Source organism: Sphingomonas bacterium, assembly GCF_903642285.1.
In the GTDB taxonomy this organism is placed as follows: Bacteria; Pseudomonadota; Alphaproteobacteria; order Sphingomonadales; family Sphingomonadaceae; genus Sphingomonas.
Window position 1 is genome coordinate 32751 of record NZ_CAHJWJ010000020.1, and the last position, 23574, is coordinate 56324.

Sequence of the window (23574 nt, forward strand, 5' to 3'; positions counted from 1 at the left end):
TGGTTGACCGAAGCCTCGCCGCGGCGGGACTTCGGACAACCGGGCCAGCGTGAGCCGGCCCGGCGATCGTTGGTTGTCGAGATCAGGCGCTGATCAGCATCGCCTTCATGGCGTCCGGGTTCTTCACGCCCCCGCCGACGCGCTTCGTGCAGTAGAAGCTGATGTAGGGCTTGTTCGTGTACGGATCGCGCAGCACGCGGAAGCCGATCCGGTCGATGACCAGATACGTCTCCTTCATGTCGCCGAACAGGATCGGGATCGCACCTGCGGCGACGTTCGGCATGTCGGGGACGTCGACGATCGGCGCGCCGAGCAGGGTCGACGGCTGCCCGACCTGGTAGGACGGCTGCCAAAGGTAACGCTTCTGCGTATCCTGGAGCAGTCGGACCTGACCCATCGACAGTCGGTTCATGAACCACTTGGCGTTGGGAGTGTACATCGCCGGCAGATCATAGACGATGTTCGACACCTGATCGGCCGTCAGGGCCGCTGCGGCCGCGCTGTTGCGAACCTGGATCGCACCCCAAGGATGCCGCGCTGCCGCCGAACCGCCAGTGACATAGCTGAGGACGCCGAAGGGCTTGTTCGAGCCGTCCCCGGCCACGAAGGCGATTCCTTCCTGGCGCGAGAACTCGATCTCGATCTCGTTCGTCAGCCACTCTTCCATGTTCACTTCGCTGTCGTCGAGCAGATCCTGCGACGCCGCGGCGTTCGCGTAGATTTCGCCCGGGACGAAGGGGAGTGCGGTGAACTGCGGCGTGGTCGTGGCCGGCCGCGACGCGGTTTCGCCAACCCAACCGGAGCCGATCGTGCGATCGGTGAACAGCTTGATGAAGCCGGCCTTGCTGATCGACTGAACGGTCGCCTCGGCGCGGAGCGGCGAGATTAGCTTCAGCCGCTCGGTGATGGTGCGATCCCACTCGATCGGCGCCGTCAGACCACCATCGGCGGGCGAGCCTTCCGACATCGCCATCCGAATGCCGACCTTCTGCTCCTGCTTGAGCTTCTCCTCGTCCTCACGCTTGCCGTCACGCATGTAGGAGCCGAAAAGCCCGGTATAGGCCGCATCGACGGGCTGACGGCCGCCGCTCAGCGTTGCCGCCGCCGCAGCCTTTGCCTGGTCGTCGATCGCCTTCTCGAGGTCGGCAAGCGTGGCATTGATCGCGCTCAGCTTCAGATCGACCAAGACGTCGACGTGGCCCTTCACCTTCTCGTCGTTGGTGTCCTTGAACTCCTTGAACGCAAGGTTCAGCGCCTCGAACATTACCTTCGGATCACCCGAGACGTCGGCTCGGACCGAGACGCCGGTGAGCGCACGCGGGGTAGCGCGGACTGCCAGGACCGGATCGATCTCATAGTCGGCTAGGGTGAGGGTCGGCACGTCGAGCGCGCGATTCGGCGACAGCGCCGCTGCCGCTGCGCGGAACGGATAGGCGAGCACCGTCGCCACCGCCGCGAGGGCGGTCATGTTCATCTTCTTCATGATGTTACCTCAGCTTTGTAGGGTGGTGAGCAGGCTGGCCATCGCGGCCGCCAACTCGGTGTCGCCGCCAGCGCCTGGCGTGTCGGCTACAGGGCCAGCGCCGGGCGTGGCCTTGATCTTCTGGATATGCTCGCGCGCCTGGGCGCGGGTGTCGCCGCCGGCCACGAGCTTCAGCTCGAGGGCGGTGATCGCGGCGCGCGCCCGGTCCGACGCCTTCGTGGCGGGGTCGCGCTTCGTCTGATCGGCCGCGAGCAGGCTGTCGGCGAACCCGGCGCTGATCGCGGTCGCGCCCGACATGAACGTCTCGGCGTCCATCAGCTTCTGGCACTCGGCGACGGTCTGCCCGGACTTCTGTGCGTAGACCTGCGCGGCGGCGAGATCGAACGGCGCGAGGAAGTCGGCGACCTCCTGGAAGTCGTGCCGGTTGCCGACCGCGCCGCACCAGCAGTTATGCACCATGACAAACGCAGCGGCCCCGATCTCGATCGTATCGCCCGCCATCGCGATCACGGATGCGGCCGACGCCGCCATGCCCATGATCTTCACGTTGACCGGCTGCGGATGTTCGCGCAGCACGTTGTAGATCGCGAAGCCCTCGAACACGTCGCCGCCGGGCGAGTTGATCTGAAGCTCGATCGGGCGATCGCCGATGGCGCGCAGCTGCGCCGAGACGCTCTTCGCTGTCACCCCGCCGCCGGTCCAGAAATCCTCGCCGATATCGTCGAAGATCGTGATGACATTGTCGCCGACGGCCACGGCGCGAACGCCCGCCGAGTCCTCGGCCCAGCGTTCCAGAACCGAGGGGTTCGTGAACGCCGACACGCGGCGATCGGCGGGCACGGGCAGCGCCGGGCCGCGCTCGCGACCGTTGATACGCCCCACCACGCCGCGCGGTGCGCCGGCTGCGCTCGGCACGGCTCCCGGCTTGCCCGGGATCGAGCGGCCGTCGATGCACTTGGCGGCAGCCGGCTTCCCCGGTGCCTGTGGCGTGTCAGCCATTCTTCGTTTCCTTCGGATCGGGGGGTGCTGGCGGGTCGTCGGGTGCATCCGATGGGTCCGTCGGTGCTTTTGCGGCGGCGCGTGCCGGCAACTGGTCACCACCGGCGATCTTGTTCTGGTCGAAGTTCGCGCGGACCTCGTCGGGCGTCATCCATGCCTGCGATCCGCCCGAGCCGAGCGCGCTGGCGAAGAACGAGGCCTGATCCTTGAGCGACCCGCGCAGAAGCGCGCCGTCGTTGAACTTGGCGTAGAGCGTTCCCTGCTCGGCGTCGGTGAGGCAGCGCTCGATCGCCTGTTCCCATGCGACGAACCAGCCGAGCAGGCAGTATGTGACGAAGAACTGCCCTAGAACCTCCGTGCCGGTGCCCCAGGTCGTGCCATCCAGCATCGCGAGCGGTCGCGGGACGCCGGTAAAGCGAAGAATTTCCTCCGATTGGCGCTGGCGGGTCTCGAGGTGCTGGGTCTTGTCCGGATCGCCGGTCAGCGTGCTGGCCTTCAGCCCTTCTTCCAGGATCATCCACTTCTGCGCGTTCTCCGCGGATGAATAGCGCTCCTCCAGATCCTCGCGCAGCCGTGCATAGGCCTTGTCGGACAGGGTGCTTGCCGATTCCAGCGCACCGCCGACGAGCACGCCCTGCCGGAACAGCCTGCCCGCGGCATGCTCGGCCTGGGAAGCAATCCCGATCGCCTGGGCCGCGACATCCAGCAGCGAGACGCCGCGCAGCCCGTCGAGCGTAATCGGAGACCGGAAGTGAAACACATCCCCCGCCGCAAGGATTTTTGATCCGCCACCCGCCGGGTTGTACCGGAACGTCAGCTTGTAATCCTCCGAGAGCAGCGGCGTCATCGTGCCGCGCTTCATAGGAATTAGTGCGACAATCTTACCCCGGAAACCTCGCACGACCAGCGCATAGGCGTTGCCATCAAGCAGCGCTGCCATTTGCAGCTGCGACTTGAACTCCATCGCCGTCTGAAAATCGTTCGGGCGGCTCTTCAGCACGCGGTAGAACGGGTGATCCTGCGCTTCCTCCGTGTCTCCGTTGGGTAGGTTGCGCATCAGGTGGATGGGAAGCATGCCCATCGACGTCGCAATCAGATTGCATGACCGATTGAATGTCGAATTGCGCAGCGCGAGGTGTTCGCCGACCCGGACGCCTGCCGAAGTATGGCGGCCGGCACCCACGAACGCCGCGAGGCGCGGATCGGCTAGATCCTCGAACACGTAATTCTCACTCAGCGGGTTGTCGCCGTACGCCCAGCTGGCGTGAGGTATCGTCAGACCGGAGGCGGAGCTGCGGCGGAAGCCCGCGCTGCGCCGATAATCGTCGGGAGATGGCATCTACGTCCCCTCAGATCATCCGGATGCCACGCCCCTCGTAGACCGATGGACCCTCAGGCGTTTCTGCCGCGGCAATCCCGCGGGCCATCACCAGCGACACCATGCCGTCGATGCGGCCTGTGGATTTCGACTTGTCGAGCTTCCGGTTGCCGGCCGGGTCCTTGATGACGACAGCATTGGCCGCGCACATGGTCATGACCGGGTTGCCGCCGTGGCGAATATTGCCGTTCAGGAAGTCGATTTCGACCACGTCCATGGCGGGCGCCATTGATACATAGCCCTGGCCCATCGGTTCGAACGGCAAGGTCACGCCGATCTTCTGCATCTGCGCTTCCAGCGTCTTGAACCGGAACCTGTCGTAGGCGATCTTCGCGATCTGATACGGCGCGCAGATATCGCCGATCTGCCGCGCGACATATTCGTAATCGACCGCGACGCCGGGTGTCGTTTCGATCAGGCCCTGCTGCACCCATAGGTCGTACGGTACGCGATCGCGCTTCGTATGATCGCCGACGGTCGCCGCCGGCTTCCAGAACCATGCCTTGACGTGCCAGCAGCCATGCTCGTCCTGCGCGATCAGCACGAACGCCACCAGATCGGTCGTCTCGGCCAGATCGAGACCGCCGTATACCACGCCGCGGGTGAACGCCGCCTCGTCGATCTCGCCGTTCGTTGCGCCCCACACGCTCGGCGATATGAACGGCGAGAACCGGTTGACCCGCTGGTTGAGGTACAGGTTGCGGAACCCGTTCTCGGCCGACGGCATCCGGGATGCCTTCTCCGCCGCGGCTAGCAACTCGGGCAGCGACCGAAATAGGCCCAGCGCCGGGTTCGCCGCGGCGTGCGCCTTGGTGTCGAGTACGTCGGCGTCCTTCTCGGCCGCGTATACGTGGGCGACGATCTTCAGGTCTTTCGACCGTAGCGCGTCGTCGATCTTGATCGACAGCATATCGGCGTCGGTCGGTGCTTGCGTCGAAATGATCAGCCGCAGCGCGTCGTCATATGCGCCCGACGCCGTCTCGATCGCTTCGACGAAATCATCCTGCGGGCCGCGGACCTGACCAAGCTCGTCGAGGATCGCGAGGACGGGCGACAGGCCATGCGCCGTATGGCCATCGGCTGCCAGCGCGCGATATTCGACGTTCAGCGCCAGCCCGATCAGCCGTTTACCGCTAGGCACGATCCGGATCAGCTTGGATAGGTCGGCCGAAAGCGAGATCATCTTCGACGCGAGATTGAACACTAGGGCCGCCTGGTCGCGCGACCGCGCGCCGCTGACGATCTGGCTGTTGAGGCGCGCTTCCGGCCCGGCGAGATGCGCCAGCAATATGCACGCAATCAGCGCAGACTTGCCGTTCTTACGCGCGATGGAGAGGATACCCTCCGTTGTGCCAGCCGGGTTGTCGTATACCTCCAAGATGAATTTGCGCTGGAATGGTACGAGCCTGACTGGCTTCCCGACCAGTTTCCCTTCGGGGACGAGGCAGTAGCGCTCGATGAACGCGATGACGCGCTCGCCGCGGGTCACTGCAGCGTCGACGGCCTTGCCAGGAGGCCGTCCTCGTCGTCAGCCATCGGGTTGTGGCCGCCCTCGATGCCCATCGCATGCTCGCGCCGACGATTCACGTCCCGCTGTTCGCCGTTCTTCGCTCGATTATCCATGCCGAGCGCGCGCCTCAGCGTGACTATGCGCCGCGCAAGCTTGTCCGACAGCTCGATCGTTTGGATCAGGACGGAGAGTTTGACGTTGCCCGCCCGATCGACCGGCGCGCCCGCTATGCGCTCGGCATCGGCCATCGCACGCGCGAGGTTGGCAGCGACCGCGATGTCAGCATCGGTCCACTCGCTCTTCGCGCGTTCCTTGATGACCGCATCCCAGAACGGACCGTCACCGCGGCGCAGCTTCAGATGCTTTGGCGGCTCAAGATCACGCGCAGCAGCGGCCATCGTCTGAACCGCGCCTGTCGCGCTGTCGATGCGCTGACGACGCGCCATGGGGACCATCCTGTCCGCGCCGACAACGCCGGGGCAAATACTGTATTAGCGATGAAATTGAGGGTCGATGCGGTGTCCAGGCATCAGCGCCGAAAGTTTTGACGGCCCCCCCCGGTCAATCGATCCATGCCAAGGGTGGCGCGGGTCGGTTGGCAGGCCGCTGGCGTCGCAGCCGATCGGCCGCGCCTGGCGCTGTCCGAACTGCTCCGCGGTTACCTCGTCGTGGCACGACTTGCACAGGCACCGAATGTTGCTGTCGTCGTCGCTGCCGCCCAACGCCAGCGGCTTGATATGGTCGGGGACCGTTGAAGCGCTCACCATCCCGCGCTCAGAGCAACGCCGGCACAGCGGCTCGGCGCGAAGCCGTCGCGCCCGTTGCGCTTGGCCAGCGCGACCGCGAAGACGTTCAGCCATTGCGACGACGCCTGAACAATCCATCAAGCGTCGTGCTGATGCGCCGCGCTTCGTCTGCCCCTCGTTCCCATGTCTTGACGTCGCCGCGAATGTTAATCGCGATCATCGGCTGAGGGCATCTAGCCATGTCGGGTGCGGCCGGGCGACAATGGAAGCGCCCGGCCGCGACAGCGAGGCTTGCACCTGCGCTGTCGTACTGAGTGCCTGGCGGATCGCCACTCCTTCGAGCAGCGGTGCCAGGCTCCGCGAGTATTGGATGCTGATGGGTCTGGGAAACCAGCCCGGGGTGTAGACGATCAACCGAAGCCGCGGCCACGGACGACGGCACGGACGGTGTTCGCGAGCTGCTCGACTTCGTGGTGCAACTGCTGGCGAAGCGACAAGTGACGCTCTGAGGCATCCCAGCGATCCGCGAGGTCGTAGAGCTTGTCGCCCTCCGCGCGGAGGCGCTCGCCGGTGGTGGGAGTTGGTCTGCGCGCCATTCTGGCTCCGAACGCAAGGATGCGCGCGGTTGGCCGCGGCGCACGGGTATGGATGCTGTAAGGCGATCGTCAGGTCGGATCACCGGCAAGCTTACGACTTCCTCCGCGACGCATCGCGTGGAAGTTGTGGCGGGCGCGCAAGGGTCGATGCCCCAGTTCGTCTTTCCCGAATGCCGCTTAGGCGGCGGTGCTCCGGAGAGCGGAGTTGTCGTTTATCGCGGCTGGGCATATGCGCCAACCCTCAATTTTCCATGAACGATTGCCGAACCGCACGTGGGCATAAGGTCCGTCCGCCCGTTCGAACACACCGCGGACACCGACGAGTGCGGGCATGTCGATGACCTCGACCTCGGCCCCATCCGACAATGCAATGGGCGCTCGCCGAAGTTCGTTCCGACGATCGCGCTCAAGCTCGCGCTCCGCGCGCCGGCGTGACGCGGCCGATTTGATGGCTGCGATCCGTATGCGGTCAGCTTCGGCTCTGCTCTCGGCCATGTGCATCGCGGCGATAAGCGCCGCCTGCTCCGCTTCCTCAGCGCGGAGGCCATCGATGCTGCGATCAGAGATCAACGGAACGCGGCCCCCATGGTGGAATACGGAGAACGATGGATGCGGACCCACGCGCTGCGCGGCCAAACCGAGCAGCGGGTCAAGGTGCGCTGCCGGCGCGAACACGAAAGTCGGAAGGATCGCAACATCGGTTTCGATCAAGCGCGTACCGGTCGGTGTCTTCGCCGGCATGTAGCGGCGCAGCGTTCTACCCGGTGACCAAGCCTCGTAGCCTGCATCGTGAAGCGAGCTGGACAACGGTCGCGTGTGGCTTCCGCTCGTGCGAAGGATGATCCAGCGGCTCACGCCGATGCGATGTCTAGCGTGACGCCACGCCAGGCTGCATCGCCATTGTCGCGCTGCTGAAACCGCACGTAGGTTCGAGAGCCGATCACCCGCATGCTTTCGCGGATCGCGTCCATAGCGCGCTGCCACCGTGCGTCCTCGATCTGCACCCGCAGAAGCCTAAAAACCTCCGCGCGATTGATCGTGCCTTGTTGATCGACCTGAAACACGCGATTGACCAAAGCCCGCAGCTCTATGCCACCCGTCGCCGCCCATTCGGTGAGACACTCGTCGATCAGAGACTTGGCCGCCTGGATCTCCGGCCCGAACTCGATCTGATCGGAGACCTGGACGAGAACGCGCTGACGACCGTCGAACGTCGTGAGCGTGATGTTGCCCTTCGCGCCGCCAATCTTCGCGCCGAACTCCTGCGCGATCAGCGCCTGATGCGCGCCGACCTGCTCGAAAACGTTACCCTTGAACGCGCCGATCTCTGCCGAGAGCGCCGCTGCGCCGCTGAGCAAGTTGCGGACGAGCTCATCCATGAGGAGATCGATTGACTTGATGGCTCCGACCGGCACCAGCGCACCTTTCGCGTCGCGTAAATACTGCTGGCCTTCGACATCGATGGTTGCAGGATGCGCGCTCGCGCTGGCGCTCATGCCGAAATGCTCGCGAATTCGCCCGCGGCATTCAGCTGCGAGCGCACATTGATGAGCAGCCGTTCGGCCTGCTGGCCGCGTTCGATCTCGCCGAGCATCGCCTCATATTGAGGCTTCGAGAGTTTGACGTCGGCAGTCTCGATCTTGGCGAGTTCAGCACGTGCTCGAGCAACGTTCATCTGCAATCCCCGGTATCTAGGCGGCGGGGGCTATATGCTCAAATGGTTCAACACGAGGTAGGTGCACATTGGTGCACGGGGCGACGAGCGTGAAACTGTTCGGTTCGGCGCGCCACCAACCTGCATCGCTAAGGCCATCATCGATCATCCGACGGCATAAATCTTCGTCGCGGATACCGATCCCTCGGTTCGATCCAGGGAGCCGCTCGATCGGACCTAGGGCAACGAGCTCGTCGACCAGTCGACGCGCTCGCGTTTTACTGACGCGAGGACGCATCGCCAGCCCGATTTCGTCATAGGTCGGGCTGCTACCGGATCGCCTGATCCGACCGTAGATGTAGGCCAGCGCCTCTACCCGTCGGGGTAGCGCTGGAATGGCCCCCTGCATTGGGCGAACATATAGTGAAACTGGTTCGCAAGAAAGAGCGACGAAGATCGGCATATAGGCGGAGGAACCCTCCGCCGCGGTTGCCGGAAACGGCGGAATTGCTAGGGTCCGGGCGGCGCGTCTGGCACCCGATACCCGCGCGATACCCGCATCACGCGATGACCATCGGGGTCGGCGCTCGCGCGCGCTCGCTTCAGGCCGCCTCGGCCACCCGTACCTTCGCCTCGAGCTGCAGGCCGAGCGCGTCGAGCACCTTCATCACCGTGTCGAGCGTCGGGTTGCCGTCCGCGCTCAGCGCCTTGTGCAGCGACTGGCGGCTGAGGCCGGTGTCGCCGGCGACGGCGGTCATCCCGCGCGCCTTCGCGATCGTGCCGAGCGCGGCGGCGATATAGCCGACATGGCCCGTCGCGAGCGCATCGCTGATGAGATCGATCTGCGCCTCGTCATCGGCGAAATGTTTTGCCGCATCGTACGGCCTGGTCTTGATGGGCATGGTGACGGAATGTCCGTCTACTGATTCGGAAGAGCGGTTTTGGAAGCAGTCCGAGGAGTGTTCCGCTGGCCAATCAATATATCGAGCTTCCCCTCGACGCGGGCCTGAGACGCTTGGACCTCCCCGATCCGCTGATTGACGGCTTCAAACTTGCCGTCGATCCGATCGAACTTGCTGCCGTTATAAACGTACAAGCCAACGATCGCGAGCAGCGGGACGGCGATCGCGCCAACGAGCCAATTGCGAATTTGGACGACATCGTCCCGAAGGTTCTTGAGCTGAGTATCAACGCTCGATTTCCAATCGTCCGACATCCGTCAGATGTGCCCCCGCCGCCGCCGCCAGGCAAGGGCGCGGTGTAACCTCTTTGCTCGTTTCGCTGACGTTGCAACTCAGCGAACTGGGCTTGGAAGCGATCGTCAACGCTGCTCAACCGACACATCCTCTCCCATCTTTTGGCCCAGGAGAGCAATAAATCCGTCCATTTGTTCTCCTGCCTTGGTGAGTGCTTTATGCGTGGCTTGGGTATCGCCTGCTGCCAACGCACCGATCGCGTTGCTCTGCTGCACCGTTGCATTGGCGAGATATGCAATCATCACCATCATGTCCGCAGATCGGATCGTGACCGTGTCATCAGCATCGACGGGCACTTCGCTCATGTCGAATTCCTCGATTCAAGGTCAGCCACCATCAGCGCGCGACCGCGGACGTTCAATGCAGCGCGCCTCGGTCGACAACCCCCTTCAACGTCGCACTCAACTCCACCGCCCAGCGCACCTCGTCCGGCGTCTGCCGCCCGTCAGCATCGATAACCGCCGCTCCACTGTCGAGCACGAACCGGCAGAAGCGCGCACCGTCGCGCATTCGGCTGAACTTCTTGACCGCACGCACCAGGTCCGTGCCATCAGGGGCGATGTCGTCCAGTCCGGCGACCACCCGCTCCAGCGCTTTCTCGCAGCCGTCGAACCGCAGCGCATAGCGCTCCAGCTGCGTGACGATCGCTTCGCGCTCGAGCGGATGATATTCGCCATCGCAGCCTGCCATAAACTGCAGAACGCGCGCCAGATCGGTCAGGACCATGTCGTCACAGCCCAGCGCGCCGCTGTCGCGCAGCTGCTCGAACCGCAGCAGCGGGTCGAAACACTCGCCTGTATAGGCGTCCGCTAGCTCGATGATGTTGTCGACGCAGAACTGGCGGACGGCCTCGCGCTCGTAACACCAGGCCATCACGTTCATCTTGCCGAACGACTGTGTCAGCCGGAGGCATCGGAACAGACGCTCGGTTTCCCGCCCCTTCGCATCGCGGTACCGCATCTGGGCTACCCAAGCCGAGCTGTTATCGCGCCGCACCGCCGATCCGCCTGGCTCGTCCTCGAACGTCACGGCGATGCGCACGTCCGATCGCGGCGGCTCGACGCGCTTGTCCTTTACCTCCGCCCACAGGCGACGAAAGGGCGTGTTCGGCTCACCAGGCCAAATATCGTTTTCGGTCGGTGCCATCGCGAGCCTGCTCCTTTTTCGGTGGCGTTCGCGCATTCTTGCAAAGCGCCATAGATGATCGATCGAAATCCGATCCAATTCCCCCCGCGGTCGACAGTCCGCAACCGTGCTAGGAACATAGCAGGAACGGAGGCCCGAGTCGGGGTGGTGGAAAGCGTGTTCCGTCGCGGGCCGGGTTGCGCGCATGGGTGTGAGCGGTGCGGGGTCATCTGCGCTGAGCTCGCCGCGATTCGGGACGAGCTTGCTCTGGTGGTTGCTGATCTTCGTCGTCAGCAGGACCGGCGACCGTCTCCTCGTACAGCGCGGCGGCTTGCAGCCGCCCGAGCGCGCTGGGCAATCGCCTGGCGAGCGCACGAGCAAGCTCGGCCCCCTGCAGATCCCCGAATACACGAAGCTGCGCCTCGAATGCCGCCGCCAGTGCCGCTTCGCTCGGCAGCGCGACCGGCATCATGAGATGCTGGACCGTCGGCGGTGGCAGTGGAGGCGGCGCGTTCTCGTCCGGATCGTCGGTTTCGCCTTCGAGATACGCTGCAGACGTACTCAAAGCTCGGGCTATCCGATGAAGGTGCGTGGATGAACGTGTAGCGCCACGGATCAGGCCGTTAATCGCGGGCTGACTTAGCTTCACGCGCCGCGCGAGCTCAGCTTGGCTGATCTCAAGCGTCACGAGCCGGTCCTTTATGCGCTCACCCACCATCATCGGGGCAAACTATAATTTCCCTGATAGCTAGCCAGACAAGATTGTCGATTGACAGGCCTATCAGGAACCCGATAGCTAATAGCCATGGGAATCGAAGCGACCCTCGAATCACCGTTTGCCTCCGCCGTCCGCCGCGTGGGATCGCAATCGGCGTATGCGCGGTTGGTCGGTCGCAGTCAGGCGTGGGTCTATGCGGCGTTGCGAGACGGCAAGCCTCTCCCCGCCGAGCACGTCCTCACAGTCGAACGAGAGACCGGCATCTCCCGTCACGACCTCCGCCCCGACCTGTACCCGCGCGAATCGGTCGATGCCGCCGGAATGGAGCCGGCGCGATGAGCGATCCTCGTTTCATTCGAGACGATCTGGACAGCTGCGTATCGCACGTGATCGAGGAATGTGGCGAACTGCTTGCCGCTCTGGGCAAGTCGCAGCGCTTCGGTTTTCTCAGCGTCAATCCGCTGTTGGTGCCCGACGAGCAGGAGGTGAACGCCAACTGGGTGCTGCGCGAGATTGCCGATGTACGATCGGCCGTTGATCGGCTCGAGTATGCGATGGGCTGGATGTGCGCTTTCGAACGGGCCGCCCTCGAGGCCGCCGTGCACAATAGTGGACGTCGCACGGATCGCAGCAAGCCGAGGAGGCTGGCTGCGATCAGAGCATTTCTTCAGCGTTCGAAGAGCCGTTTCATATGAACGGGCTCGTTTTTCACTTGCGCGGACGCACCACGCAAAATGACGTCGGGGGCGTCGAGATGCAGCCTGTCGAGCGTGGCACGGAGCTTCTCGAGCAAATCGATGACAGGAACCTGCGTTTTGGCCTGATCGAACGCACCGGTTCTCGCAACGCCTTCGATCGCGAAGGCGAGCAGGCCAGAAATATGGCCGATCGCTTCTTCCATTGCCGTGAGACGATTCTCCGCAGGGCTTCCCATCCTTCGTTTCCTCTTCGTGTTGGTTTCGACATCCACACGATAGCCGGAAGGGGTCGGGCGTCCAGCCCGGCCCCGGAAGGCGCAACCAATCCTCTCGCGCGCCGGCCGGGCGGCGAGCGCCGGCGGCGGGTCCACTCCTGCCTGTCGTCGGCGTCCCTCCATTCGTCGGCATCGAATTTCTCCTGCGCCGGGGCCCTTGCACAGCGCGGTCTTGAGAAATCCCTATCGCCGATCACCGCGACCCCACCTCCTGCGATCGCCGCCCCGCCCTGATCCGCGCGGCCGCTCGCCGCTACCACCCGCTCCGTCGAACCCCGCCGCCCGTCGATCATCGCGATCGCCGGGGCGGTAAACTGCTGCCTGGAGAATTGGCCGTGTCCGCCAAGATCGATCTCGACAATCTGAGGATGCTCACCAGCAATATCGTCGCCGATCTCGACATCGTCGTCGCCGATGACGCGGTCGATGCCGCAGCGGCGGCACATATCCGCATCGCGCAGGCGTATCTGGATCCGGCGGCGGAAGAACTGCAGCTGGCGCTGGCGACGATCGTCGACCGCGCGACGGCGGGATCGGTCCAGTGACACCTGGCACCTACCTTCGCCTCCGACGCGAAGCGGCGGGCTTATCGATCGACGACGTCGCGTTGATGACGGAGACGATCCCGCCGGTCTGCGCGCGATCGCGCTCGGAATGGCTCGCGGCGATCGAAAACGGCGCGGCGCCCGTGCCGATCGGGGCCGCGCTGCGTCTCCAGCAGCTGCTAGGGTTCGACTGGAAGGTCTTCGTCGCGGTGTGCGCGCATGCTGAGGGGCTCGGCAACGAGCCAGTCGTCTGCCGCGTCTGCGCTTGCAGCGAATGGGACCCGTGCTTGCGAGGCACAACGATCGCCGACGGCACCACCTGCGCTTGGGCGGAGCCCGATCTATGCACCTCGTGCGTCGACGGCGGCACGATGCAGGCAGCGGCATGAGCGACACGGAGATCGTCATCACGCGCGCCATCGCCGCGGCCGCGCTGCTCTACGCAGCCTTCGTGCACTGGCGGCTCGGCGGTCGTCTCGCGCGCATCGAGCGATCGCGTGCGGTTGGCTCGGAGGATTGCCTGCGCATCTGGCGATCGGTCAATTTCACCGAGGACCGGCAACGCGCGGAAATGGCCTTGATGGCCGCGGTCGGCTCGGCCGAGCCTGTGCAGCTCTACCGACGCGAAGGTCGCCGCTTCGTCCCGCACGGCGATCCGTCGTGAGGGGCCTTCGATCCGCCCACGTCATCGCGGCGATCGCCGCCGGCCTCGCGCTCGCGGCATCGCTGTTCGGCCACCCGCGGATCGCCGTCGCCATCCTGGTGCTGATCGTCCTGATCCTCGCCGCCAGCGTCGAGGCGCTCCGCTACCGCGCCGATCATCCGGAGAAACGACCATGACCGTGAATGCCGAGCTGCACCGCGTCTACGAGTTCCAGCGGCCCGAGCCGCTGCGCGTCGAGATCCACGATATCGACTGCCCATGCTGCGCGCCGCCCGATGATCGGCAGCTGACGTTCGCTGATCTCGGCCGTTTGGCCTGGTGGGGTATGGCCGCCGGCACCGCGATCGCGATCGCGATCGATCCGCATGGCGCATGGCAAGCGCTGGCCTCGTGCTTCGGTCGTCTGTCGTGAGCAGGGAGATCGACAAGAAAGCCGGCCGCGAGGCGGTTGCAGCGTACATCGACGAACATGGCCCCGACGTGCCGATGAGCGATCTGCGGTCGTACGTGCGCGCGAGAAGTGGGATTGATTTCGGGGGACCGACCCTCGCCACCTTTCTGCGCTCTGTCGGCTACGTGCGGGATGGCGTGCGCAAGATTGATACCTCCCCGGGGCAGACGGTCTTCTACGTTCGGACCCCAGCCTTATGACCGAGGAACGCCAGCACGGCATGGGCGGCGGAAGCGTCGCGGCCGACGAGTTGCGCCTCCTGATCGAACGCGCTGAGCGGCTCGCCGAGGAGAAGAAGGGCATCGCCGACGACGAAAAGGACGTGTTCGCCGAGGCCAAGGGCCGCGGATACGATCCGAAGGCGATCCGCCGGATCATCGCGATCCGGAAGAAGAACAAGGAAGATTACCGGGAAGAGGAGGCCATCCTCGAGACCTACCTCGCCGCGCTGGGGATGATCTGATGGGCGCTGCTCGGCACAGGTTCGCGCGGCCCGGAAAGGTCGAAGTCCAGGACGGCCCGGTTCGCATGTCGGCCGAGCGCGGGATCGCCAACCGGCCGACCTTCACCAGTCGCGAGGTGCGTGCCGGGTGCTTCGTCTGTCATGGCAGCGATGCGAATTGGCACGGAGGCAATGCGCAAGGCGTCGCCGCCCGCCACCACGACGCGACGGGGCACTCGACCTGGTGCGACGTCCATATGTCGATCCGCTACGGCGAAGACGCGGCCGACCATCGCCAGGCCGACATCGAGGACGCGATCGCCGCGTCCAGTTCGGGGGATCGGCCGGTGTCGATCCCCCTCCCCGATTCCGACACACCGACGTGCTCAAGCGCCGGTGTGAGCGCACCCAAGGCCGCCCAGTCAGAACACGCGCTCGCGGCCGCAAAGCCGGAGCACGAGCATGCCTAACACCCCGACGATCACATCCGAAACCATGACGATCGACCAGATCGAAATTTCCCCGCTCAACGTCCGGCGACATCGCGCGGTCATCGAGCGGACCGAAGCGATGGAGCTTTCGATCCTTGGTCGCGGGCTCATCCAGCCGTTGAACGTCCATCCGATGCTCGCCGGAAAGAAATTCGGCGCATTCGCCGGCGGCCGACGAACGCGCGCGATCCGCGCGCTGGTGAAGCGCGGCGAGTTGCCGGTCGACTGGCCGGTCCGCGTCGAGGTGTACCGCGGCTATAGCGACATCGCGATCATTGAACTGTCGCTCAACGAGAACATGCAGCGCGCCGATCTCGAGCTGTACGAGATCTGTGCCGGCATCCGCGCGCTGGACGCCCGCGGCGAAACGGTCGACGCGATCGCCGCGGCGCTGGGCCAGGAACTGGCGCTCGTGCGCCGCTGGCACCGCGTCGGCTTGCTCGCCGAGCCGATCTTCGAGGCCTTCTCGCAAGGCCTGCTGGGCCTCGGTAAGACGAACTCGGACGTCGCACAGGCTTACGGTGCCACCTCCGACCAGGCGCTGCAGCTTGCCGTTTTCCAGCAGATGAAGGGTCTGCCCGAATGGCAACGCACGCCGGACAAGATCCGCGCCGCCATGAAGATCGGCGATCACCAGGCTTCGAAGTTGCTCCGCCTGGTCGGAGCGGATGGCTATCGCGCGGCGGGCGGAAGGTTCGAACTCGACCTGTTCGCCGGCGATGCCGAGGAGCGCGGTCGCGTCGTCGACGAAGGGCTGTTGAAGCAGCTTGCAGAAGACCGCCTCGCCGCGATCCGGGACGAGACCCGTGCCTCCACCTGGAACCGGGATCTCCGATTCGTCGTCGCGCCCCCCGCGGGCATGGGAGGCGCACCCGACTATACGCTCGAGTACCGACCCAAGCTGCTCGAGGGTCGCCCGGTCATTCCGGAAACGGGTGTCGTCGCGTCGATCGACGTGTCGACGCCTGGCGAGCCCAAGGTCACCTATTGGTGGGAGAGCCGCAAGGCGAAGTTCGGCGACAAGACCGAGCCCAAGCCGAAGGTGAACCTGAGCGGTGCCCAGGCGGCGCGCGATCCCTACACCTATGCGGCACCCGCCAAGGCGCAGGCGAAGGAAGAGCATGGCGTCACCAGCGATGCGCTGGAATGCATGATGTCGATTCGGCGCGAGCTGCTCCGCGCGCTCGTCGTCGAGGACGCGCACCGCGGCGGCGAGGTCGGTCGGCATTATGCCACCTGGGCGATGCTGCGCGTTGCGCTTGCGCAGGACAGCAGCGCCGAGGTCGGTGCGCGCGGGATCGCGCAGGGCGCCATGATCGGTGCATTCGATCTGGCGGAGAAGGCGAAGGACCAGGTCGGCCAGCACGTCGCACACGACGTCTGGTTGGGCGCGGTGCGCGACATCTCGGCCGAGAGCTTCATCACCGGGAAGGATCGTGCGGCTGCGTTCGTGGATTATCTGAACGCGAGCGAGTCGACCAAGCGCCTCGCGGGCGCAGTCGTCGCGGGGCTGGCGCTGGAGCGATCCGCGAACGTGCCCGGCTATCAGATGTCGCCGCACGACGCGCTGGCCCTGTTTGCTCGCGGTACGGACGAGCAGCTGCGCAAGCTCTGGTCACCAACAGGTGAGTTTCTGGGTATGCTTCCCAAGCCCCAGCAGCTGGCGATCGCCGAGACGATCGTCGACGCGGGCCATTTATCGAAGTGGGAGAAGGTGAAGGCTGCCGAGCTACCCGCGCTCCTCGCACAGGCACTCGCCGGCGGCGGCAATGCCGTCCCACCCCGCCACCGCGCGGCCGCCGCGGCATGGGTGCACCCGTTGCTCCATTTCGAGCAGCTGGACTTTTCGCGTATCGAGCCGTCGGCCGAACTAGCGGAGGCTGCGGAATGAGCGATCTCCGCCGGCCAGCGCTCATCTTGAAGCGAATCGATGCAGCGATCGCGTTGATGAAAGCCGAGGGCATGGCGATCCGCGCGATCTATCTCGCGCGCACCGACCTCGAGGATTTTCTCGCCGCCCAAGCGGTTATTCAGCGACCGGTTAGGCACCGGAGCTATGACGTTCGGCCGATAATCGGAAAAGGCTCGAGCAAGATCTATTCGAACCGTGGCGTTGCCCGCGCTGTGCCTAGGGCGGTATGAACACCGCCCTGCCGATCCCCGAAAAGGCGCTCGCCGACTGCGGTGCCATCCTCGGCCGCCGTGGGGCCGGGAAGTCGGCGACGGGCCGCGTGCTCCTGGAGCACGAGCTCGACGTCGGCCACCGGTGTTGCGTGATCGACCCGAAGGGCGACTGGTACGGGATCCGCGCCACGAAGGATGGCAAACCGAGCCGGTTCGAGATTCCGGTCTTCGGGGGCGCGCATGCGGATCAGCCGATCGATGACACCATGGGTGCGACGCTCGGCGAGATCGTCGCGACCCGAAAAACCAGCTGCGTGATCGACCTGAGCGGCTTCAGCGTCGCGGGGATGCGGCGGTTCATGACCGCGTTCGCCGAGGCGCTGTTCTTCCACAACCGCGCGCCGCTCACATTGTTCGTCGACGAAGCCGACCAGCTCGCGCCGCAGCGCGTCGCCGCCGAGCAGGCAAAGCTGCTCCACAATATGGAGATGCTGATCCGTCAGGGCCGTCAGCGCGGCATCTTCATGTGGATGCTCACGCAGCGCCCCGCGGTCATCAACAAGAACCTGCTCAGCCAGGCCGAGACGCTGATTGCGATGAAGATGACCGGGCCGCAGGATCGAAAGGCGATCCGCGACTGGATGGACGCGCACGATCCGGAGAAGGCACAGGAGGTCGAGGGCGACCTGGCGAAGCTCGAGGTCGGCCAGGCGTGGGCGTGGGTGCCAAGCGCCGACTTTCTGCAACGCGTGCAATTTCCGCTGTTCGAAACCTACGACAGCGGCCGCACCCCGCAGCACGGCGAGAAGGTCGGCGATGTCGAGCTTCAGCCCCTCGATCTGGGCGAGCTCGCCGCCGCGCTTCTGCCTGCCGAGGAGGAAGAAACCGAGCTCGAGCGGCTGCGTGCGGACAACGCGCGGATCCGCGAGCGCAACGCGCGCCTGACGCGAGAAACTGAGTCTGCGATTGCCGAGAGCGACCGCCTGCTTGCGGTACTTACCACGGTCCAGGACACGATCGGGATGGCGATCGGCTCGGCGCAGATCGTCGCGCTCACAGCGCATTTAGATCCAGCGGATTTCGTCATGCTGATCGATGCTGACGACGTGGTCCGCCCGTTTCCCCGCGCGCCTGGCGCAGGCCGCCGTGTCGCCGCCGCGCGCGGCCGCATGCGCGCCGCGCCCTGGCCGTCCGGACCCGAACCGGCGTTGCCCGCGGATCCTGCCGCGATTGCCGCGCTGATGGACGCCAAGCTGATCGCCGCGATCGCCGGCGACGTGCCCGCGGTGCGACGGATCGTCGCGGCTGTCGCTCTCACCGGGACCACAACCGTCCACCAGATCGCCGAGCTCGCCGGCCTCAGCCCGACATCGAGCCATCTGGGCAGCGGTATCAAGCGCCTCGTCGAGCGCGGCCTTCTCGAAATCTCCGCTGATGGCATCTCACTCGTAAGGACCTCATCATGAACGCGCCCGCTCCGCGTCGCAGCCCCGCGGCGAAACGTCCCCGGCTGTTGGAGCGCATCGGCATAGCCGAGGCATCCTTGATCACCGGGCTGTCCCGCCGCACCCTCCAGGACCTCGCGCCAGCGATTCCCGGCGCGTCCAAGCCTTCAGGCCGCTGGCTGTTCGTCGAGGCGGATCTTCGGGCGTGGGTCACCCGCACAACAACGAGGTCACCATGCCGAAAAACCTCTACCTCCGCGCCGGCATCTATTGGGCGCGTTTCAAAGTCCGCGGCGTCGAATACCGCGAAAGCCTACGAACTCGTTCTGAACGGGTCGCGGTGAAGCGTTTGGCCGCTCGTCGAGAGGAAGCCGAGGATCAGGCGATCTATGGGATCGCCGGTCCCGTAGGCTGGCCGGACGCGGTCGTCAGCTGGAATGCCGCGATCGGAGACAGCCTCGCCGATAAGACGTTGAAGCGGTACCTGGTCAGCCTGCGCCAGCTTCGGCCGTTCTTGGATCACCTGTCGATCCAGGACGCGGATGCCGAAGCGCTGAAGGAGATGATAAAGGCGCGGAAACGCACTGGCGTGAAGAACGCCACCATCCGCCGCGATCTCACCGCTCTGTCGAGCGTATTCAATAATGCCGTCGATGAGGGCTGGATCGCGGAAAACCCAACGCTGGCGCTCAACCGGCGGCGTATCGTGCCGGAAAAGGTCGTACGGATCGTTCTGCCGCGCGAGGACATGATTGCAGACGTATTCGCACGGATCCCCGAGCGGATGCGCGACATGTGCGAGCTCACCCGGGAGACGGGTCTGCGCCTCGATGAGGTGACGAACCTCAAGCACACCGCGCTTGATCGCCACGAGCGCACGTTGACGGTCGAAAACGGCAAAGGCGACAAGGTCCGAACCGTACCGCTCACTGCGGCCGCCGAGCGCATTATCGATCGCCAGCCGCGCTTCATCGGCAAGCCTTGGGCGTTCTGGCAGGGGGCCGGTGCCCGTATCACGGGGGTGTCATCACGGCTGGCCGGATATACGCGCCGGATGGCACAAAAAGCGGCACGCTCGGGTGCCGACTTCGAGCCGTTCAGCCACCATGATTTCCGTCACCTGTTCGCGGTCGAATACCTCCGCCGGCAGCGCGGGTCGATCTATGACTTGCAGGGCGAGATGGGTCACGACAGCATCTCGACGACCGAGCGCTATCTGGCGTTCCTGACACCCGACCAGGCGAAGGCTGCGAAATCGGGGGTGGCACAACGCGGGTCACACGAACTACGGTTCGGAGGCACGCCGGCTTGAGCAAAGCGCGCTTTTCTGCGGCCCGCAGGTCACTCCGGCTGATACCAGCCCGAGGCTTAGGAAACCGTCGCTCTATCCGGCTGAGCTACGGGGACGTGGGCGTGGCGTTACCGCGGACGATTGCGGGGAGCAATGGCCGGTGGCCGTTGGCTAGCCGATGTCGGCAGTAATCGACCACCCCCATCCGTCACACGGGCTTAACCCGGGACGACGGCCTGTGACGTTTGCTGAAGCAACCCTCTAATGCTTCGTCTGCGGCGGCGCGACCGGCAACAGCAGCGGCAGGACGGGTACGCCGTCGTCGACCAGCGCCTTCGCCTCGGCGGGGGTCGCCTGGCCATGGATCGTCGCCGGCGTCTCTTCCCCGTCGTGCATCGCACGCGCCCGGTCGGCAAAGGCGGGGCCGACCCATTCGGAGCTTTTCAAGGCATTCGCCTGCGCGGTGGCGAGCGCCTTCAGCAGCGTCTTCGCCTGATCGGGTCGCAGAGCCGGTGTTGTCCGGTTGGCCTTGGCGGGGATGTTGGGGGCCATCAGCGCCTTGGTGACGTCGGCATCGTCGCAGATCGGACAGCGTACCTGATACGCTGCCGATTGCGCCTCGAACGCCGCGCTGGAGGTGAACCAGGCCTCGAAGACATGCCCGCCCGAGCAGCGCAGGTCGAAGACGATCAATTGACGACAACCGGCGAAATGGAACGCCTGTGCGCGCGCACCGGAATGCGTCCCCGCACGTCCGCGACTCGCGCCAGGTCGATCTCCGCGAACCCGAGCCTCGGCGCGTCGCCCATGTCGAGCAACACCTCGCCCCAGGGATCGATCACCAGCGAATGACCGAAGGTCGCGCGACCGTCGGCGTGCAGTCCGGTCTGCGCCGCGGCGACGACGAACGCCCCCGCCTCGATTGCCCGTGCGCGCATCAGCACGTGCCAGTGCGCCGCGCCGGTCGGGCGCGTGAAGGCGGCGGGAATGGCGAGGATGTCCGCCCCCGCATCGCTGAGCGCGGCATATAGCGCAGCGAAACGCAGGTCGTAGCAGATGCTCAGCCCCAGCATCCCCGCGGGCGTATCGACCACCACGGCACACTCCCCGGCCGCATAAGCCGCAGATTCGCGCCACGACTCGCCGTTGGGCAAATCGACGTCGAACAAATGCAGCTTGTCGTACCGAGCGCGAACCTCGCCACGGTCGTCGATCACGAATGCGCGATTGGCGTAGCGTCCGTCGGCGCGCCGGATCGCGAGCGAGCCGACATGCACCCAGACACCCGCCTTCGCCGCCGCCGCGCGGACCGCGGCCAGCACCGGGTCAGCATTCTCGACAACGATCGACGTTGCGGCACGCGCGCGGTCGCGGTCGATCAGCCCCGACATCTCCGGCGTGAAGACGATGCCCGCGCCCCCTTCGGCAGCCGCTGCGACGGCATCGACCAGCGTCCGGGCATTGATGGCGGGATCGATCCCGCTGGTCATCTGGAGAATGCCGATCCGCATCAGCCGAGCAGCGGATCGAGCTTCCCTGCGCGGTCCAGCGCGGCGAGATCGTCCGACCCGCCCATATGCGCGCCGTCGATGAAGATCTGCGGCACGGTCGATCGCCCTTGCGCACGGTCGAGCATCTCGGCCCGCTTCGCGCGGTCCATCGTGATATCATACTCGTCCGGATCGACGCCCTTGCCGGCGAGCAACTGCATCGCCCGCGCGCAATAGGGGCAGAATGCCTTGGTGTAGATTTCGACTTTGGCCATGCATGCGAAATGTGGTGCGCCGCCGGCCTTGTCAATCGGTGCCGTCGACGACCCGGGTCCAGCACAGGACCGACACCGACGTCGCCCCGGCCTTCAGCAAGACGCGCGCGCAGGCACCGGCGGTCGCACCCGTGGTGTAGACATCGTCGACCAATACGACCGCCCGGCCCTTGACCCGCACCGGATCGACGACGGCGAACGCGCCCGCCACGATCTCGGCCCGCTTGCGCCGGCTCATCGCCCGCATCGATGGCGTGGCGCGGCGGCGGACGAGGACATGGCGATCGACCGGGACCCGCGTACGCTTCGCCAGCGCATCGGCGATCAGCGCCGCCTGATTGTAGCCGCGCGACCAGAGCCGCCAGCGGTGGAGCGGTACCGGCACCATCAGCGCCGCGTCCGGGGGCATCAGCCGCTGCATTTGTCGCGCCATGGTCTGCGCGATCGATATCCGTCGGCCGTATTTCAGCCGCAGCGCCAGGATGCGCGCGGTGTCGCCATAGGCCACCGCCGCGCGGACGCCCCCGTGGACCGGGGGGTGCGTCAGACATTGCGCGCAACGGGTGCCCGGGCCGCGATCATAGGCAAAGGGGCGGTGGCAGGTCGCGCACCAGGGCGGCGCGATGAAGCGCAGTCCGCTCCAGCAGGCGGCACAGAAATGATGGTCCTGCGCGACGGGAACCCCGCAACCGGCGCATCGCGGCGGCAGTGCGAGACGAGCAAGCGCATCGATCGGGGCAAGCCAGCGGGGCATTCCTTCGTGTCGCGGGCGGCGCTGGTGGCGGCAAGCCGGGTTAGGTCGACATTCGATGGATCGGCGGAAGCGGATAATTATGGTGATCGCGCTTGCCCCCCTTCCCCCACCTCTCCCCGGCGAAGGCCGGGGCCCGGTTGCCACGGTTTGGTAATGAAGCACCTCGCGCCGCTGCTTTCGTCGCGCCGCTGGGCTCCGGCCTTCGCCGGGGAGGGGTAAGCGTATGGAATGTCGCGTGGTCCGTACGCTTGGTGCCAAGACCCGGATGCGATCAACGCTGGTGGTGATCGCATCGCCCACGATATAGGCCGCGCCATGACCGTCGACATCTTCGACCGCGCCGCGCGTCGCCGCCGCCGCGACCGCGCCGCGGCTAAATACGCCGGGCATGATTTCCTGCGCGCGGCGATGCTGGAGGGGATCGCCGAGCGGATCGGTTCGGTGACGCGCGCCTTTGCGGACATCTTGGACCTGGGCAGTTTCGATGGCGCGTTCGTGCCGCCATCCGGTGCGCGGGTCGCGCGGGTCGATCCCGGTGCCGGGTTCTCGCGCGCGGGCCACGGCGTGCAGGGGGACGAGGACCGCCTCCCCTTCGCCGATGCCTCGTTCGATCTGGTGGTCAGCGCCGGGGTTCTCGATCAGGTCGGCGATCTGCCCGGCGCGCTGACGCTCGCGCGGCGTGTCCTCAGGCCCGACGGGCTGTTCGTCGGCGCGTTCGTTGGCGGCGGCAGCCTGCCGCGACTGCGCGCCGCGTTCCGAGCGGCCGAGGCGGAGCGGCCGGTGGCGCGATTGCATCCACTGGTCGACGTCCGGTCGGCGGGTGACCTGCTGGTCCGCGCCGGCTTCGCGCTGCCCGTCGCGGATGTCGAGACGCTCGACGTCGGCTATCCCGACCTGTTCCGGCTGATCGAGGATCTGCGCGGGATGGCGGCGACGAACATCCTGGTCGATCGCACGCCGATGACCCGTGGCGTGTTGGCCGGCGCGGCGGCGGCGTTCGCGGCAAGCGCGGGTCCGGTCGGGCGTGTGCGCGAACGGTTCGATATCGTCTACCTCACCGGCTGGGCACCCGATCCGTCGCAACCCGTGGCGGCGAAGCGCGGCAGCGCGACCACGTCGCTGGCAGGGGTGTTGGGGCGGCGGGCATAACCGCCCCCCTCCCGC

General features: G+C 65.7%; 35 protein-coding genes. 16 read left to right on the forward strand and 19 right to left on the reverse strand.

Annotated elements, in window-relative coordinates; all coding sequences use genetic code 11:
* Positions 1 to 82 precede the first annotated feature (82 nt).
* The 11 genes from HUU99_RS11040 to HUU99_RS11090 all read right to left on the reverse strand — a co-directional run bounded on the left by HUU99_RS11040 (position 83) and on the right by HUU99_RS11090 (position 9268).
* Entirely contained in the window at positions 83 to 1483 is a 1401-nt protein-coding gene (locus tag HUU99_RS11040; RefSeq protein ID WP_217430817.1) for a phage major capsid protein, read from the reverse strand.
* A gap of 9 nt (positions 1484 to 1492) precedes the next feature.
* On the reverse strand, positions 1493 to 2482 hold the full coding sequence (locus HUU99_RS11045) for a head maturation protease, ClpP-related (RefSeq protein ID WP_174286641.1): 990 nt from the start codon (positions 2480 to 2482) through the stop codon (positions 1493 to 1495).
* Entirely contained in the window at positions 2475 to 3821 is a 1347-nt protein-coding gene (locus HUU99_RS11050) for a phage portal protein (RefSeq protein WP_174286642.1), read from the reverse strand. The genes HUU99_RS11045 and HUU99_RS11050 overlap by 8 nt, the downstream gene beginning before the upstream one ends.
* Positions 3822 to 3831: 10 nt before the next feature.
* Positions 3832 to 5349, reverse strand: coding sequence for a terminase large subunit (locus tag HUU99_RS11055; protein WP_174286643.1), 1518 nt, complete (start codon positions 5347 to 5349; stop codon positions 3832 to 3834).
* A complete protein-coding gene (locus HUU99_RS11060; RefSeq protein WP_174286644.1) occupies positions 5346 to 5816 on the reverse strand; it encodes a terminase small subunit in 471 nt (156 codons plus the stop codon). The genes HUU99_RS11055 and HUU99_RS11060 overlap by 4 nt, the downstream gene beginning before the upstream one ends.
* Before the next feature lie 45 nt (positions 5817 to 5861).
* Complete coding sequence (locus HUU99_RS11065) at positions 5862 to 6254, reverse strand: HNH endonuclease (RefSeq protein ID WP_368039952.1); 393 nt, start codon at positions 6252 to 6254, stop codon at positions 5862 to 5864.
* A gap of 272 nt (positions 6255 to 6526) precedes the next feature.
* Positions 6527 to 6712 carry a hypothetical protein gene (locus HUU99_RS11070; protein WP_174286646.1) on the reverse strand — a complete coding sequence of 62 codons (186 nt, stop codon included), beginning with the start codon at positions 6710 to 6712 and terminating at the stop codon, positions 6527 to 6529.
* 177 nt (positions 6713 to 6889) lie between these two features.
* On the reverse strand, positions 6890 to 7567 hold the full coding sequence (locus tag HUU99_RS11075) for a hypothetical protein (RefSeq protein WP_174286647.1): 678 nt from the start codon (positions 7565 to 7567) through the stop codon (positions 6890 to 6892).
* A complete protein-coding gene (locus HUU99_RS11080; protein WP_174286648.1) occupies positions 7564 to 8208 on the reverse strand; it encodes a DUF3164 family protein in 645 nt (214 codons plus the stop codon). Before HUU99_RS11080 ends, HUU99_RS11075 begins: the two co-directional genes overlap by 4 nt.
* The gene (locus HUU99_RS11085; RefSeq protein ID WP_174286649.1) at positions 8205 to 8387 is read right to left on the reverse strand and encodes a hypothetical protein; all 183 of its coding nucleotides are present in this window, start codon (positions 8385 to 8387) and stop codon (positions 8205 to 8207) included. The genes HUU99_RS11080 and HUU99_RS11085 overlap by 4 nt, the downstream gene beginning before the upstream one ends.
* A gap of 581 nt (positions 8388 to 8968) precedes the next feature.
* Entirely contained in the window at positions 8969 to 9268 is a 300-nt protein-coding gene (locus tag HUU99_RS11090; RefSeq protein ID WP_174286650.1) for an addiction module antidote protein, read from the reverse strand.
* A gap of 113 nt (positions 9269 to 9381) precedes the next feature.
* Between HUU99_RS11090 and HUU99_RS11095 the strand changes: the two genes are divergently transcribed.
* Positions 9382 to 9630 carry a hypothetical protein gene (locus HUU99_RS11095; protein ID WP_174286651.1) on the forward strand — a complete coding sequence of 83 codons (249 nt, stop codon included), beginning with the start codon at positions 9382 to 9384 and terminating at the stop codon, positions 9628 to 9630.
* A gap of 57 nt (positions 9631 to 9687) precedes the next feature.
* Here the strand turns inward: HUU99_RS11095 and HUU99_RS11100 are convergent, their stop codons facing one another.
* The 3 genes from HUU99_RS11100 to HUU99_RS11110 form a co-directional block, all read right to left on the reverse strand.
* Complete coding sequence (locus tag HUU99_RS11100; RefSeq protein ID WP_174286652.1) at positions 9688 to 9927, reverse strand: hypothetical protein; 240 nt, start codon at positions 9925 to 9927, stop codon at positions 9688 to 9690.
* 52 nt (positions 9928 to 9979) lie between these two features.
* Complete coding sequence (locus HUU99_RS11105) at positions 9980 to 10768, reverse strand: hypothetical protein (RefSeq protein ID WP_174286653.1); 789 nt, start codon at positions 10766 to 10768, stop codon at positions 9980 to 9982.
* 205 nt (positions 10769 to 10973) lie between these two features.
* The gene (locus tag HUU99_RS11110; protein WP_368039953.1) at positions 10974 to 11468 is read right to left on the reverse strand and encodes a helix-turn-helix domain-containing protein; all 495 of its coding nucleotides are present in this window, start codon (positions 11466 to 11468) and stop codon (positions 10974 to 10976) included.
* Between the two features lie 84 nt (positions 11469 to 11552).
* On the opposite strand from HUU99_RS11110, the gene HUU99_RS11115 reads away from it, so the two are divergent.
* A complete protein-coding gene (locus HUU99_RS11115) occupies positions 11553 to 11804 on the forward strand; it encodes a transcriptional regulator (RefSeq protein ID WP_174286655.1) in 252 nt (83 codons plus the stop codon).
* A complete protein-coding gene (locus tag HUU99_RS11120) occupies positions 11801 to 12160 on the forward strand; it encodes a hypothetical protein (RefSeq protein ID WP_174286656.1) in 360 nt (119 codons plus the stop codon). Before HUU99_RS11115 ends, HUU99_RS11120 begins: the two co-directional genes overlap by 4 nt.
* On the opposite strand, the gene HUU99_RS11125 is transcribed toward HUU99_RS11120, so the two are convergent.
* The gene (locus HUU99_RS11125; RefSeq protein WP_174286657.1) at positions 12133 to 12534 is read right to left on the reverse strand and encodes a hypothetical protein; all 402 of its coding nucleotides are present in this window, start codon (positions 12532 to 12534) and stop codon (positions 12133 to 12135) included. The two genes, HUU99_RS11120 and HUU99_RS11125, sit on opposite strands and share 28 nt — an antisense overlap.
* A 239-nt stretch (positions 12535 to 12773) precedes the next feature.
* Here HUU99_RS11125 and HUU99_RS11130 point away from each other — a divergent pair, with 239 nt between their 5' ends.
* The 12 genes from HUU99_RS11130 to HUU99_RS11185 all read left to right on the forward strand — a co-directional run bounded on the left by HUU99_RS11130 (position 12774) and on the right by HUU99_RS11185 (position 19912).
* Complete coding sequence (locus HUU99_RS11130) at positions 12774 to 12983, forward strand: hypothetical protein (RefSeq protein WP_174286658.1); 210 nt, start codon at positions 12774 to 12776, stop codon at positions 12981 to 12983.
* Positions 12980 to 13372 (forward strand): helix-turn-helix domain-containing protein, encoded by a 393-nt coding sequence (locus HUU99_RS11135; protein WP_368039954.1) that lies wholly within the window; start codon positions 12980 to 12982, stop codon positions 13370 to 13372. Before HUU99_RS11130 ends, HUU99_RS11135 begins: the two co-directional genes overlap by 4 nt.
* Complete coding sequence (locus tag HUU99_RS11140; RefSeq protein WP_174286660.1) at positions 13369 to 13647, forward strand: hypothetical protein; 279 nt, start codon at positions 13369 to 13371, stop codon at positions 13645 to 13647. Before HUU99_RS11135 ends, HUU99_RS11140 begins: the two co-directional genes overlap by 4 nt.
* Entirely contained in the window at positions 13644 to 13823 is a 180-nt protein-coding gene (locus tag HUU99_RS11145; protein ID WP_174286661.1) for a hypothetical protein, read from the forward strand. Before HUU99_RS11140 ends, HUU99_RS11145 begins: the two co-directional genes overlap by 4 nt.
* The gene (locus HUU99_RS11150) at positions 13820 to 14059 is read left to right on the forward strand and encodes a hypothetical protein (RefSeq protein ID WP_174286662.1); all 240 of its coding nucleotides are present in this window, start codon (positions 13820 to 13822) and stop codon (positions 14057 to 14059) included. The genes HUU99_RS11145 and HUU99_RS11150 overlap by 4 nt, the downstream gene beginning before the upstream one ends.
* Complete coding sequence (locus HUU99_RS11155; protein WP_174286663.1) at positions 14056 to 14298, forward strand: hypothetical protein; 243 nt, start codon at positions 14056 to 14058, stop codon at positions 14296 to 14298. The genes HUU99_RS11150 and HUU99_RS11155 overlap by 4 nt, the downstream gene beginning before the upstream one ends.
* Before the next feature lie 20 nt (positions 14299 to 14318).
* The gene (locus HUU99_RS11160; RefSeq protein WP_174286682.1) at positions 14319 to 14561 is read left to right on the forward strand and encodes a DUF2312 domain-containing protein; all 243 of its coding nucleotides are present in this window, start codon (positions 14319 to 14321) and stop codon (positions 14559 to 14561) included.
* A complete protein-coding gene (locus tag HUU99_RS11165; RefSeq protein ID WP_174286664.1) occupies positions 14561 to 15010 on the forward strand; it encodes a hypothetical protein in 450 nt (149 codons plus the stop codon). The genes HUU99_RS11160 and HUU99_RS11165 overlap by 1 nt, the downstream gene beginning before the upstream one ends.
* Positions 15003 to 16922 carry a ParB/RepB/Spo0J family partition protein gene (locus HUU99_RS11170; protein WP_174286665.1) on the forward strand — a complete coding sequence of 640 codons (1920 nt, stop codon included), beginning with the start codon at positions 15003 to 15005 and terminating at the stop codon, positions 16920 to 16922. The genes HUU99_RS11165 and HUU99_RS11170 overlap by 8 nt, the downstream gene beginning before the upstream one ends.
* Positions 16919 to 17173 (forward strand): hypothetical protein, encoded by a 255-nt coding sequence (locus tag HUU99_RS11175; RefSeq protein WP_174286666.1) that lies wholly within the window; start codon positions 16919 to 16921, stop codon positions 17171 to 17173. The genes HUU99_RS11170 and HUU99_RS11175 overlap by 4 nt, the downstream gene beginning before the upstream one ends.
* Positions 17174 to 17514: 341 nt before the next feature.
* Positions 17515 to 18621, forward strand: coding sequence for a helicase HerA-like domain-containing protein (locus HUU99_RS11180; protein WP_217430818.1), 1107 nt, complete (start codon positions 17515 to 17517; stop codon positions 18619 to 18621).
* A 214-nt stretch (positions 18622 to 18835) separates the two neighbouring features.
* Positions 18836 to 19912, forward strand: coding sequence for a tyrosine-type recombinase/integrase (locus HUU99_RS11185; RefSeq protein WP_174286668.1), 1077 nt, complete (start codon positions 18836 to 18838; stop codon positions 19910 to 19912).
* A 240-nt stretch (positions 19913 to 20152) separates the two neighbouring features.
* On the opposite strand, the gene HUU99_RS11190 is transcribed toward HUU99_RS11185, so the two are convergent.
* From HUU99_RS11190 to HUU99_RS11205, 4 genes are read right to left on the reverse strand one after another with little or no spacing between them, the layout of a single operon-like run.
* Positions 20153 to 20584, reverse strand: a complete 432-nt coding sequence (locus tag HUU99_RS11190; protein ID WP_174286669.1) for a DUF1178 family protein — start codon at positions 20582 to 20584, stop codon at positions 20153 to 20155.
* Positions 20581 to 21402: a carbon-nitrogen hydrolase family protein gene (locus HUU99_RS11195; protein ID WP_174286670.1), complete on the reverse strand. Its 822-nt coding sequence runs from the start codon at positions 21400 to 21402 to the stop codon at positions 20581 to 20583. The genes HUU99_RS11190 and HUU99_RS11195 overlap by 4 nt, the downstream gene beginning before the upstream one ends.
* On the reverse strand, positions 21402 to 21656 hold the full coding sequence (grxC, locus tag HUU99_RS11200; protein ID WP_174286671.1) for a glutaredoxin 3: 255 nt from the start codon (positions 21654 to 21656) through the stop codon (positions 21402 to 21404). The genes HUU99_RS11195 and grxC overlap by 1 nt, the downstream gene beginning before the upstream one ends.
* A 31-nt stretch (positions 21657 to 21687) precedes the next feature.
* Positions 21688 to 22410 carry a ComF family protein gene (locus HUU99_RS11205; protein WP_174286672.1) on the reverse strand — a complete coding sequence of 241 codons (723 nt, stop codon included), beginning with the start codon at positions 22408 to 22410 and terminating at the stop codon, positions 21688 to 21690.
* Positions 22411 to 22725: 315 nt separating this feature from the next.
* Between HUU99_RS11205 and HUU99_RS11210 the strand changes: the two genes are divergently transcribed.
* The gene (locus HUU99_RS11210; protein WP_174286673.1) at positions 22726 to 23559 is read left to right on the forward strand and encodes a class I SAM-dependent methyltransferase; all 834 of its coding nucleotides are present in this window, start codon (positions 22726 to 22728) and stop codon (positions 23557 to 23559) included.
* The last annotated feature ends 15 nt before the right edge of the window (positions 23560 to 23574 follow it).